This is a genomic window from Bosea vaviloviae (genome assembly GCF_001741865.1).
Lineage (GTDB): Bacteria > Pseudomonadota > Alphaproteobacteria > Rhizobiales > Beijerinckiaceae > Allobosea > Allobosea vaviloviae.
The window spans coordinates 5,176,168-5,188,246 of sequence record NZ_CP017147.1; the positions used below are offsets into that span (position 1 = coordinate 5,176,168).

Below are 12,079 nucleotides of genomic sequence, written 5' to 3' on the forward strand. Positions count from 1 at the left end.
CTTCGGGCTCGCTTCCAGCCGCATGGCCCGTTAAAGAGAGGCCATCCTCGCCCCACCGCCCGAGACCCAGCGACGCCATGCGGATCCGGATTTCCCACTCGATCGCTTACGCCTATGCCGAGCCCGCCCGGCACATCACGCAGATCCTGCGGCTGACGCCGCGCGACCATGACGGCCAGCACGTCATGTCCTGGCGCATCGAGCCCACGGTCGATGGCCGCCTGCGCGCCGGCCAGGACCCTTACGGCAACCTGATCCACACCTTCTCGGCCGATGGCCCGATCGCGACGCTGGCGATCCAGGTCAGTGGCCTGATCGAGACCACCGACCTCGCCGGCGTGGTGCGCGGTGGCATCGAGCGCGTCCCGCCCGAGGTTTTTCGCCGTGACACGCTGCTGAGCGTGCCAGACGAGGCGCTCCGCAGCTTCGCGCTGGAGACGACGCGCGAAGCAGGAACACCGCTTGCCAGGATGCATGCCCTGATGGACACGCTGCATGAGGAGATGACCTGCCAGGAGCCCGCCGACCGCACCGGGATCGGCGCCGCCGCCGCCTTCGCGGCGCGCAAGGGCATCGCGCAGGATCTCGCCCATGTCTTCATGGCTTGCGCCCGCCATCTCGGCGTGCCCGCGCGCTACGTCTCCGGCTATGTCGCCGAAAGCCCGTCCCTGCCCCATGCCAGCGGCGCCCATGCCTGGGCCGAGGTCCATCTCGACGATTATGGCTGGATCGGCTTCGATTGCGCCAACGGCTTGTGCCCGATCGACACCCATGTGCGCGTCGCCTCGGGCCTCGACTATTCCGATGCCGCTCCGGTGCGCGGGGCACGCAAGGGCGGCGACGGTGAGCGCCTCTCCGTGGTCGTCAGCGCGCGCCAGGCCGCCGGCTTCCAGGCCAACCAATGACGGAGCGGCCGGGAGCTTCCCGGCCAATCCCACGACAAGGACCCGCCTCGTGACCTATTGCGCCGGAATCCTCGTGCAGGACGGGCTGGTGATGATCGCCGACACCCGCACCAATGCGGGGCTCGACGACGTCTCGACCTTTCGCAAGCTACATGTCTTTTCGACGCCGGGCGAGCGCACCTTCGGGTTGATGACAGCGGGCAACCTCTCCGTGACCCAATCGGTGGTCAGCCTGCTGCATGAGGGGCTGGCCAATCCCGAAACCGGCGAGATGGACACCTTGCTCAACGCGACGACGATGTTCCGCGCCGCCCAGCTCGTCGGCAGCGCCATTCGCGCAGTCAGGGACATGGATGGCGACGCCATGAAGGAAGCGGGCGTGAAGTTCGACGTCTCGATGCTGTTCGGCGGCCAGATCCAGGGCCAGCCTATGCGGCTCTTCATGGTCTATGGCGCCGGCAACTTCATCGAATGCGGCATGGACGCGCCCTTCCTCCAGATCGGCGAGCATAAATACGGCAAGCCGATCCTCGACCGCGCCGTGACCTACAAGACGCATCTCTACGACGCGCTCAAGGTCGGCCTGATCTCGATGGATTCGACGATGCGCTCCAATCTCGGCGTCGGCCTGCCGATCGACTTGATCGTGCTGCGCCGCGACGCCGCCGAGCCTGAGCTCAACCGCCGGATCGAAGCCGGAGAGCCCTATTTCCACGACCTGCGCGAACGCTGGTCGGCAGCGTTGCGCGCGGCCCATACCGCCATACCGCGACCGCCCTATGGACCACCAGCCGGTTGAAAACCACGAAGAATCCGCACGCGCGGCAACGGGATGTCAACGAACCCTTGGCATTCTGCATGTCCTGATGCCCTTTTCGGATAGCTGATGCGCGCGCCTGCCGTCGCGAAGATGACCAACGCGGACTCGTCGGCGCGGATGCTCAAGAGCACCGTGGCGACGCTCGGCTGTGCGTTCCTGCTGGTCCTGTCCGCTTTGGTCGCCGTCGTGCTCGCAATCACCAACGACGCCAACAAGCTCGAGGCGATGCGCCAGCGCGACCGCATCGAGGCGGCGATCGACAGCCAACTCAAGCTGCGCCGCTTGCGGCTCGACAGCCTCGCGGCAAGCGGGGAGCTGCAGGCCGCCCTCTCCGCGAGCGATGATCCGCTCTCGGCGCTCCAATCCGCTTTCACGCGCCTCAGCACGCGCTTCCTGGAATTCGACGGCGCCTATATCGTGACCGGCACCGGCCGGGTTCTCGCCGGTGTCGAATCCGGCGCGCAGGCCGGCCAAACCGGCTATAATGGGCTGAAGCATTTCAGCCAGCGCCTTCCTGGAGGCTCGGCTGCCGCGACTGCGCCCGCGACGAACCTGGCCGAACCGACGGTCAGCTTCATCATTCATGACGGCCAAGAGGCCATCGCCGTCCTGGTCGCCGATCTCGCGGCCGGGCCGGTGGTCGCCCGCTGGCCCGGCAGTCTGAAGCTCGTCGGCTACCGACGCTTGACCAGCGCCGTGCTGCACGACATCGCCGATCGCTACCGCGTCGCCGATGTCCGCCTGACCGGGCGGATGCCTGAGGATCCGGTGTCACGCCGCCAGGTTCTGGCGCCCGACGGCGCCATCATGGCCTGGCTGGCCTGGACGCCCGAACGCCCGGGCGACGCCATGCTGCGCCAGTTCTTCTGGGGCTTCGTCGCGGTCGGCCTGCTCTTCGCGGCGATCTTCGCCTATGTCATCCAGAGGTTGCGCGGCGCCGCAAGCCAGGTCGCGCTCAGGGAACGCCAGATCCAGCGCCTCGCCGGGCAGGACGAGCTCTCGCTGCTGCCGAACCGGCGCACCTTCGACCTCCGGCTCGATCAGGAACTGGCGCAGCTCAACCGTTCGGGCGCGAGCCTGGCGGTCATGCTGCTCGACCTCGACCGCTTCAAGGCGGTCAACGACACCTATGGCCACACTGCCGGCGACGAGCTGATCCGCCAGGTCGCCGACAGGCTCCTGGGCATCATGCGGCTGGGCGACACCGTGGCACGGCTTGGCGGCGACGAATTCGGCATCATCCAGACCAATATCCATGATCCGGCCGGCTGCGCCGCCCTGGGCGAGCGCATTCTCGAGGCCCTGACCAAGCCCTTCACCATCTTCGGAGTGGAGACCTCGATCGGCTGCTCGATCGGCATCGCGCTCGCACCGCAGGACGGCAGCGACCGCGGCTTGCTGCTCCGGCTCGCCGACACCGCACTCTACCAGTCCAAGAACGAAGGCCGGAACCGCTATTCCTTCTTCGAAGAGCACATGAACCGCTCGCTGCAGCTCAAGCGCATGGTCGAGGAGGATCTGCGCAAGGCGATCACCGACGACCAGCTGGTGCTGCACTATCAGCCGCAGGTCTCGATCGACGGCTTGTCGATCATCGGCGTCGAGGCCCTGGTGCGCTGGCCGCATCCGGAGCACGGCCTGGTGCCACCCTCCGAATTCGTCGGCATCGCCGAGGAGCGCGGCCTGATCGTGCCCCTGAGCGACTGGGTGCTGCGGCGCGCCTGCACGGAAGCCCTGCGCTGGGAGGGCGTCAAGCTCGCGGTCAACGTCTCGCCGATCCAGTTCCGCCACAAGGACTTCGTCGCCAACGTCATCGCCATCCTCGAGGAGACCGGCTTCGACCCGGCGCGTCTCGAACTGGAGTTGACCGAGGGCGTCGTCGTCGAGGACGCCGACGCGGCGGAGGCCGCGATGATGGATCTGCGCAGCCACGGTGTCGGCCTCGCGCTGGACGATTTCGGCACCGGCTATTCGAGCCTGATCTATCTACGTCGCTTCGCCTTCGACAAGATCAAGATCGACCGCTCCTTCCTGGAATACATGGAGACGACAGGGGAATCGGCTATCCTGGTCCACTCGATCGCCCATTTGGGTCGCGCGCTCGGCCTGCGCGTCTGCGCCGAAGGGGTCGAGACGGCCGAGCAGCACCGCTTCCTGCAGGCGATCGGCTGCCACGAATTGCAAGGCTTCCTGTTCTCGAAAGCCGTCTCGGCGGACGAGATCGATCGGCTGCTGGCGCAGGACGCGCCTTTCGCCGCCCGCCTCGCAGCGGCTTGATCCTTAGAGCAGGATACGAAAAAGTGGGCACCGGTTTTTCGCACTCATCCGGCTCTCGAGCGTTTTCGAGCGAAGCGGACACCGGTTCGCGTGAAGAAAACGCGTTAAAGCAAAAAGCTAGAACAGTCCGGAAAGACCGCTGACGATCGCATAGGCGAAGCCGGCGCTGAGGATCAGCCCGCCCGCGCCGATGACGGCGCCGGCGATGATGAACAACCCGTCGCGCTCGACCAGACCCAGGCCGACCAGGCAGACGGCGAGGCCTAGCGGGATCTGGCCGATGAAGGGCGCCGCGACGACGAGGCCCAGCGCCAGCACAAGGATGATCAGCCCGAGCACCGGGGTCGCCAAGGCGCTGCCCAGGACGGTCAGGCGGGGCCGCGAGAAGCGCTCGAGCCGCGTCAGTACCGGCACGGCGCGCGCCACGGCGCGGCTGAGCTCGGGCTTACCGACGCTCTTGCCGAGCACGGCCTGGGGCAGCCACGGCATGGCGCGGCCAGTCAGCATCTGCACCGCGACGAAGGCGAGCACCAGGCCGCAAACCAGCGGGATCGGCGGCGGCATCGGCAGGCAATTGGGCAAACCGAGCAGGACCACGAGCAGCGCGTAGGTCCGATCCTTGAGCGCGGACATGATCGTGGCGACCCCGATGCGCTCTCCAGGCAGGGCGGCGAGCGCCGTCAGTAGTCCGGAAGTGCGCAATGGATATGACAATAGGACAAGGCCGGGCCGGGTCGGGAGCAGCGGCCTAGCATGCGCAGGCCCCGCGCAACAAGCGCGGCGACGCCGAGGGCAGGATGCAAAAAAGTGGGTACCGGTTTTTTTGCGTCGATCCCTGCTCTCATTCTTAGATGAGCGACGGATTCAGATTTCAGATGGATCACTTTGTGATTCCATCTGAAATCGTCCAGCTCTCGGGCCTTCAATGCAGCGTCAGCACGCCGTTGACGTTGATGATTTCGGCCGGACGGATCAGGCGCGAATGCGCGACTGTGACCGAATGAAGCGGGCCTTCCAACTCCCGCTTCCAGAAATCGAGAAAGTCGTGCAGCTGCGGGAAACGCGGGGCGAGATCGTATTGCTGCCAGATATAGGTCTGCAGCAATTTCGGGTGATCGGGCATGCGGTAGAGGATCGTCGCCGTCGTCAATCCATATCCCGCCAACTGCCGGATGAAGTCCGCCGAAGCCATTGCCATCTCCCTTCGCCACGTCACGATGAAAGTTGAGCCGGTTAGATATAGGGTGCGCCCGCGTGGTTAACAAAAGCTTGCAAGCCTCCTGCCAAGCCGCAGCAATCAGGGCATGCATCCGGCCATGTGCAGAGGATGGTTGCGTCCAGTGCGGGAGTGGGAGCGGCGGCGCATCCTGCTCTAGCCTGCGGCTCTTCGAGGAGGATCGCCATCAGCGCGGAGGTGTCGACCGCGATCACTTCGGCAAGCTGTCCTCGTCATAGAGGAAATCCTGGCTGCGGGCGGCGTCCGGCCCCGGCAAGATTTTGCCGCGCGCCATCTCTTGGGCCGTCTCGATCACCCGCCGCCGCTCCGCGCGGTCGACGATCGGCTTGACCGGAACCAGCCGGACGGCTGCCTGACCATGGCGGGTCAGAACCACCTCCTCGCCGGCCTCCGCGCGGCGGACGAGATCGGTCAGTTGCCCTTTGGCCTCGCTGACGGAGATGTTCATCGGCAAGCCTTGTCCTGCAACGCAGTCCCAATAATTTGGACCAATACATGGTCCAAATCGAGCCATCCCCTACCCAATCAGCGCCCGCAGTGCCTCCGGCGTATCGACGTCGAGCGCGATCGCCGGGTCGTCCAGCGGCACCTCGGCGACCGCGTCTCCGGCCTCGTCGAGCAGGCGCCTTGCGCCCTGATCTCCGGTCAATCGTGCCACCGCCGGGAACAGCGCCCGGGCGAGCAGCACGGGATTGCCGCGCTGGCCGAGCAGTGTCGGCACCACCGCGAGCGCATCCGGCCTATCGGCGAAGACTTCGGCCAGCCTATCGATCACTTGCGCGGTCACATTGGGCATGTCGCCGAGCGAAATCACGACGCCCGGCGCCGAGGCCGGCAATGCGGCAAGCCCCGCCTTCACAGAACTGGCAAGGCCGCTGGCGAAATCGGGATTATGGACGAGGCGAATATCGAGGCCGGCCAGCGCGGCCGCAACCTCCTTCTGCTGATGCCCCGTCACCACCAGGACAGGCCCGGCCCGCGACGCCAGTTGCGCCTCGACAGCATGGCGTACCAGCGGCTTGCCGCGCACAGCCTGCAGCAGCTTGTTGGCCTCGCCCATCCGGGTCGAGCGGCCGGCCGCGAGCACGATGCCGGCGACCGGGGCGGCCTCCGCATGGCCCGGAGCGCGTGGCTGTGGCCGCGAGACGATCTCCATCAGGAGGCCGCCGACGCCCATCGCCTGAATATCGGCCTTGCGGACGGGAATGCCGGCAAGACAGCGCTGCAGCACCCAGTCGAAGCCATTCTCCTTGGGCGAACGGGCACAGCCGGGCGCGCCGATCACCGGCTTGCCGGCGAGCTCGCCGATCAGCAGCAGATTCCCGGGATCGACCGGCATACCGAGATGCTCGATCCGCCCTCCGGCCGCGAGCAGTGCTTGCGGAATCACATCGCGCCGATCGGTGATGGCCGAGGCCCCGAAGACGACGACGATGTCGGCTGGCCCCGCCGCCATCTTCGCAATCGCCTGCGCCAATGGCGCAACCTCATGCGGTACGCGCCTGTCGGCGGAGAGGCTTGCCCCGGCCGGCGTGAGCCGGTCAGCCATAATCCGCAGGGTCTTCTCGATGACCGAGGGCTTGAGCCCCGGCAGGAGCGTCGAAATCACTCCGACCGAAGCGGGCCGATAGGCAGCAACCGCAATCGGCGCGGCCGGGACGGCCGCCAGCGCCTCATTCACCAGGCTCCCAGCCAAGCCATAGGGGATGATCTTGACCGTGCCGACCATCTCGCCAGCGACGACAGGCTTCATGACCGGCAGGGTCGCGGCGGTGATCGCCTCGTCGATGCGGTTGAAGCGGTCGATCGCCGCGACATCGATCATCAGTACGCCGGCTGCCGCCGCGAAGAGATTAACGCGGCCAGTGAAGGGCGTCTCGGTGACGACGCCCTGCCCCGCCAGCGCCGCAGCCAGCTTCGCCGCTGCGGCATTCTCGTCGATATCGCCCGACTCCAATCTGACTGCGACGAGTTCGCTCAGCCCGGCGGCAGCGAGCCTGCCTGCATCCTCCGCGCTGATCGTCGCGCCCTTCCTGACGATGACGTCGCCGGCGCGGACGGTGTGCGCGGCGATGCAGCCTGCGGCCTCGGTGATGGCGACGGGTCCGAATTTCATCTGGCTTGTGGCTCAGGCCGGTTTGCGGCGCGGGCCGCGCAAGCTGTTGACGATTTCGCCCAGGATCGCGAGCGCGATCTCGGCAGGAGACACCGCACCGATGTCGAGCCCGATCGGCGCGTGGATACGCCCGGTCGCGGCCTCATCGAAGCCCGCCGCCGCCAGCCGCTCGATGCGCCCGCCATGCGTCTTCCGGCTACCGAGCGCGCCGATATAGAAGCAATCCGAGCGCAAGGCAGCCTCGAGGCCGGGATCGTCGATCTTGGGGTCATGCGTCAGCGCGACGAAGGCTGTGTAGCTATCGAGCCCGATCGTCGCGATCGCCTCGTCCGGCCATTCCGTCAGCAGGCGCACGCCGGGAAAGCGCTCGGGCGTGGCGAAGGCAGTGCGCGGATCGATGATCACGAGGTCGAGGTCGAGCAGCTTCGCCATCGGCGCCATCGCCTGCGAGACATGGACGGCGCCGGTGATGACGATGCGCGGATGCGGCGCCTGCACGGTCAGGAAATACTGCGCGCCCTCGACCTCGACCATGGCGCTCTTGGCCATGCGCAATTGCTTGTCGAGCAGCTCCGCCAGAGGATCGGCGGCGATCTCGGCCGCTTTGACCAGCCGCTGTGCACCGCTTGCGATCGTGGTGACGAGCACGCTCGCCCGCCGCCCAGTGCGCTCGGCATTGAGCGCAGACAGGATTGAGAGTTCCATCGCGTCAGCCCTTGTCGGTCGCGAGCTTCAGCCCAAGCCCGATCATCATCGAGCCGCCAAGCCAGCGCCCGAAGGCGAAACCGGCTCGCGTCTGCTTCATCGTCTTGATCACGGCGGACGCCCCCAGGACCGTGACGAAATCGGCCGAGGAGAAGGCGAAATTGACGATCGCGCCGAGGACCAGGAACTGCGCCCAGACCGGCAGGGAGCCGGTCGGATCGACGAATTGCGGCAGGAGCGCAATAAAGAACAGCGCGACCTTGGGGTTCAGCACTTCAACGATGAAGCTGTCGATCAAGGCGCGCTTGACCGTCTTGGCTTGTGTCGCGGGAGCGTCGCCCTGGGCCAGCTTGGCGCGGATCATGCCGATGCCGAGCCAGACCAGATAGAGCGCGCCCGCAAGCTTCACCGCGACATAGAGCTCCGGCACATGCTTGAACACCGCCGACAGGCCGAAGGCGGCGGCAAAGACATGCAGATAGCAGCCGAGATGGATGCCGAGCATCGCCATGAAGCCGGCACGGCGGCCATGCGAGATCGTCTGCGCCGCCGTATAGAGCAGCGCCGGCCCCGGGAAATAGGCGACCAGGATGGTCAGCGTCGCGAAGGCGACAAGGGTTTCCCAGGAGGCCATCAGTTCGCCTTCTCGGCCACAATCCGCTCGACCAGAATTCGCTCGACATACACCCGAATCCGCCCGCCGCAGGAGAGCCCGACCTTCCAGGCGGTCTCGTCGGCAACGCCGAATTCGAGCGTGCGGGCTTTGCCATCGCCGATGACCTCGGCCGCCTCCTCAACGACCGCGCCCTCGACGCAGCCGCCCGAGACCGAACCCTGGAAATTGCCCTCGTCATCGATGACGAGATGGGAGCCGACCGGGCGCGGGGCCGAGCCCCAGGTTTCTATCACGGTGGCGAGCGCGACGCCGCGGCCCGACTTGGCCCAGGCTTCGGCGAGGCTGAGGATGTCTGTGTCGGTTGAGATCATGAAGCTATTCTCCTCACTCATCTGCGGTCGCCAGCGCCGTCATGCTCGCCCTTGTGGCGAGCATCCACGTCTTGAACACGACGCTCGACCAGCAAAGACGTGGATGGTCGGGACAAGCCCGACCATGACGGGAAGCGAGCACGCTCGCGCGGATACGGAACAAAGACATCATGTCTCACCCGGCCTTCTTCAACCACTGGCGCGGATCACTCATCCGGTCTGCATTCGGCGACAGCGCCGCGCAAAGATCGGTCATCGCCGCGAGGGTGTGGATCGGCCGGAAACTGTCGACATGGGGCAGCATCGCGCGGATGCCGCTGGCGCGCGCCTCGAAGGCCTCGAAGCGCAGCAGCGGGTTGAGCCAGACGAGCTGGCGGCAGGAGCGGTGCAGGCGGTCCATTTCGAAGGAGAGCTCCCCGTCGAGATGCCGCTCCAACCCGTCGGTAAAGAGCAGAACAACCGCCCCGCCCGCCAGAACCCGGCGCGACCAGACCCGGTTGAACGTGTGCAGTGCCGTCGAGATGCGCGTGCCGCCTTCCCAGTCGGGCGCGGCGCGTCCCGCCAGGGCCAGCGCATCGTCGGGGTCGCGGGCGCGCAAGCTGCGCGTGACATTGGTCAGCCTTGTGCCGAAGACGAAGGAATGCACGCGGTGGCGCTTTTCGGTGAGCGCATGCAGGAAATGCAGGAAGATGCGCGAATACTCCGCCATCGAGCCCGAGATATCGACCAGCGCGACGACAGGCGGATGCACCTCGGCGCGCTCGCGGAACGCCAGATCGATCGAACCGCCGCCGCCCCGCAGGGAGCGGCGAAAGGTCCGGCGCGGGTCGATGCGCGCGCCCTGATGCGCAGCCTGGAAGCGCCGTGTCGGCACTCTGTCGTCAGGCAGGCTCAAGCCCGCGATCAGCTGTTTGGCGCGCGCGATCTCGGCCGCGCTCATCTGGGCGAAATCGCGCGATTTCAATGTCTCGCGATCGGAAACGGTCATCTGTGCGCTGAGTTCGGTCAGCTCTCGCGGCGGCTCGTCTTCCTCTCGCTTGGGCGGCGCGAAGGCCTCCGCCACCCGCAGCGCGCCGGCCTCTTCCTTCTGCGGCGTGCTGTCGCCGCCAGGCGAGACGGGCGACATCTGCGCCATCAATTTTTCGATCAGCGCCCGCCTGCGCCAGAACAGGCGAAACGCCTGATCGTAGACGACGCTGTCCTCATGCTTCTTCACGAAGATCGCATGCAGCGTCCAATAGACGTCGTCGCGCTCGCCGAGCGCCCCTTCGGCCAGCGCCTCGACCGCCTCGACCACCGCACCCGAGCCGACGGGCACACCGGCGATGCGGAGCGCTCGGGCGAAATAGGCGACGTTTTCGGGGAGCTTGCCAGTCATGGGCGAGCCGCGACGGTCGTGAAGGCCGCAACGCGCCCTTCCTTCTCCCGGATGGGAGAAGGTGGCGCGGAGCGCCGGATGAGGGCCTGCCATCGCTCAATCAAGCACCGTCCGGCCCTCACCCCTGCCCCTCTCCCACACGGGAAAGGGGTTCCCCGCGCCCTTTGACGCAATGGCGCGTGCCTCACTCCCTTACCTCGGTCATGAACACCTTCTGCACGACCTGCCATTTGCTATCGACCTTCAGGAAGGACAGCAGATCGGTGAAATAGCGCGGCGGCATCTGGCATTTGACCTTGACCAGCGCCAGCGTCGGCCCAACCAGATCGATGGTCAGGATATGGTCGCCGCGCGCCAGGCCGGCGGCTTTCGGAGAGGGCCGGCTGCGCACCCACTCCAGCCACTGGTCGCGCGGCAGGATCTTGATCGCGCCGTCCTCCTGCGCCGAGGTCAGCGCGCTGGTCGGATGGAAGACATGGGAGAGCTTGTCGACGTCGCCCTCATAAAGCCCGTTGAGATAGGTCCAGGTCGCCGCCTCGATCGCCTTGAGATCATTGTACATGGTGTCCCTCCTCTTCCGTCATGGTCGGGCTTGTCCCGACTATCCACGTCTTGCGACGTGTCGGCCAGGTTGAACGAAGGCGTGGATGGCCGACACAAGGTCGACCATGACGGCTGAGCCCCAACCTAGCCTCGCGCTTCCGCCTTCACCTGGTCCAGCAGCTCCTTCACCTTCGAGCCCTGCATCGCCTGGATATCGTCCTGGTATTTCAGCAGCGCGCCCAGCGTGTCCGAGACCAGTGCGGGATCGAGCGCGACCGCGTCGAGCTCCACCAAAGCACTCGCCCAGTCGAGCGTCTCGGCGACGCCGGGCGCCTTGAACAATTCTTCCTTGCGAATCGCCTGCACGAAGGAGACGACCTGCTTCGCCAGCTTGGCGGGAGCACCTGGCGCGCGCGCCTTGAGGATGGCGAGCTCGCGGACGGCATCGGGGTAGCCGACCCAGTGATAGAGGCAGCGCCGCTTCAGCGCGTCATGGATCTCGCGCGTGCGGTTCGAGGTCAGGATCACGATCGGCGGTTCCGCCGCCTTGATCGTGCCGAGTTCGGGAATCGTCACCTGCGCATCCGCCAGCACTTCGAGCAGAAAGGCCTCGAAAGCCTCGTCGGTGCGGTCGAGTTCATCGATCAGCAGGATCGGCGCGCCGCCCTCCTGCGGCTCCAGCGCCTGCAAGAGCGGACGCTTGACCAGGTATTTCTCCGAAAAGATGTCGGCCTCCAGACTGGTCCGGTCCAGACTTGCGCGATCGCCCGTCGCGCTGCCCGCCTCGGCGAGCCTTATCGCCATCATCTGGCCGGCGTAGTTCCATTCATAGACGGCCGAGGCGAGATCGAGCCCCTCATAGCATTGCAGCCGGATCAACTTGCGCCCCAAAGCGGCCGAAAGCACTTTCGCGATCTCGGTCTTGCCGGTGCCGGCCTCGCCTTCCAGCAGCAGCGGCCGCTTCATCCTGAGCGCCAGGAACAGCACGGTCGCAAGCGAGCGGTCGGCGACGTAGCCCTGCCCTTGCAGGAGGGACAGCGTCGCGTCGATGGAGACAGGAAGAGCCGTGGGCATGACAACTCGCGTCATGCTCGGGCTTACCCCGAGCATC

13 protein-coding genes are annotated in these 12,079 nt (G+C 66.3%); 3 read left to right on the plus strand and 10 right to left on the minus strand.

Features of this window, described 5'->3' with window-relative positions; genetic code table 11:
* Positions 1 to 77: 77 nt before the first annotated feature.
* From BHK69_RS23815 to BHK69_RS23825, 3 genes are all read left to right on the plus strand, one after another.
* On the plus strand, positions 78 to 905 hold the full coding sequence (locus BHK69_RS23815) for a transglutaminase family protein (RefSeq protein ID WP_069692265.1): 828 nt from the start codon (positions 78 to 80) through the stop codon (positions 903 to 905).
* Positions 906 to 954: 49 nt separating this feature from the next.
* Positions 955 to 1,704, plus strand: coding sequence for a proteasome-type protease (locus tag BHK69_RS23820; protein ID WP_069692266.1), 750 nt, complete (start codon positions 955 to 957; stop codon positions 1,702 to 1,704).
* Positions 1,705 to 1,791: 87 nt separating this feature from the next.
* Positions 1,792 to 4,002 (plus strand): putative bifunctional diguanylate cyclase/phosphodiesterase, encoded by a 2,211-nt coding sequence (locus BHK69_RS23825; RefSeq protein WP_069692267.1) that lies wholly within the window; start codon positions 1,792 to 1,794, stop codon positions 4,000 to 4,002.
* A gap of 117 nt (positions 4,003 to 4,119) precedes the next feature.
* On the opposite strand, the gene BHK69_RS23830 is transcribed toward BHK69_RS23825, so the two are convergent.
* The 10 genes from BHK69_RS23830 to BHK69_RS23875 all read right to left on the minus strand — a co-directional run bounded on the left by BHK69_RS23830 (position 4,120) and on the right by BHK69_RS23875 (position 12,042).
* On the minus strand, positions 4,120 to 4,635 hold the full coding sequence (locus BHK69_RS23830; protein ID WP_244546526.1) for an exopolysaccharide biosynthesis protein: 516 nt from the start codon (positions 4,633 to 4,635) through the stop codon (positions 4,120 to 4,122).
* A 289-nt stretch (positions 4,636 to 4,924) separates the two neighbouring features.
* Positions 4,925 to 5,194: an usg protein gene (locus BHK69_RS23835; protein WP_069692269.1), complete on the minus strand. Its 270-nt coding sequence runs from the start codon at positions 5,192 to 5,194 to the stop codon at positions 4,925 to 4,927.
* A gap of 235 nt (positions 5,195 to 5,429) precedes the next feature.
* Positions 5,430 to 5,687 (minus strand): type II toxin-antitoxin system Phd/YefM family antitoxin, encoded by a 258-nt coding sequence (locus BHK69_RS23840; RefSeq protein WP_069692270.1) that lies wholly within the window; start codon positions 5,685 to 5,687, stop codon positions 5,430 to 5,432.
* A gap of 69 nt (positions 5,688 to 5,756) precedes the next feature.
* A complete protein-coding gene (locus BHK69_RS23845) occupies positions 5,757 to 7,355 on the minus strand; it encodes an NTP transferase domain-containing protein (RefSeq protein ID WP_069692271.1) in 1,599 nt (532 codons plus the stop codon).
* A gap of 12 nt (positions 7,356 to 7,367) precedes the next feature.
* A complete protein-coding gene (locus BHK69_RS33250) occupies positions 7,368 to 8,060 on the minus strand; it encodes an XdhC family protein (protein ID WP_069692272.1) in 693 nt (230 codons plus the stop codon).
* Positions 8,061 to 8,064: 4 nt separating this feature from the next.
* The gene (locus BHK69_RS23855) at positions 8,065 to 8,694 is read right to left on the minus strand and encodes a LysE family translocator (protein WP_069692273.1); all 630 of its coding nucleotides are present in this window, start codon (positions 8,692 to 8,694) and stop codon (positions 8,065 to 8,067) included.
* On the minus strand, positions 8,694 to 9,047 hold the full coding sequence (locus BHK69_RS23860; protein WP_069692274.1) for an XdhC family protein: 354 nt from the start codon (positions 9,045 to 9,047) through the stop codon (positions 8,694 to 8,696). The genes BHK69_RS23855 and BHK69_RS23860 overlap by 1 nt, the downstream gene beginning before the upstream one ends.
* A gap of 175 nt (positions 9,048 to 9,222) precedes the next feature.
* On the minus strand, positions 9,223 to 10,425 hold the full coding sequence (locus tag BHK69_RS23865) for a vWA domain-containing protein (protein WP_069692275.1): 1,203 nt from the start codon (positions 10,423 to 10,425) through the stop codon (positions 9,223 to 9,225).
* Between the two features lie 184 nt (positions 10,426 to 10,609).
* A complete protein-coding gene (locus tag BHK69_RS23870; protein WP_069692276.1) occupies positions 10,610 to 10,987 on the minus strand; it encodes a nuclear transport factor 2 family protein in 378 nt (125 codons plus the stop codon).
* Positions 10,988 to 11,112: 125 nt separating this feature from the next.
* Positions 11,113 to 12,042 carry an AAA family ATPase gene (locus BHK69_RS23875; protein WP_069692277.1) on the minus strand — a complete coding sequence of 310 codons (930 nt, stop codon included), beginning with the start codon at positions 12,040 to 12,042 and terminating at the stop codon, positions 11,113 to 11,115.
* Between the last annotated feature and the right edge of the window lie 37 nt (positions 12,043 to 12,079).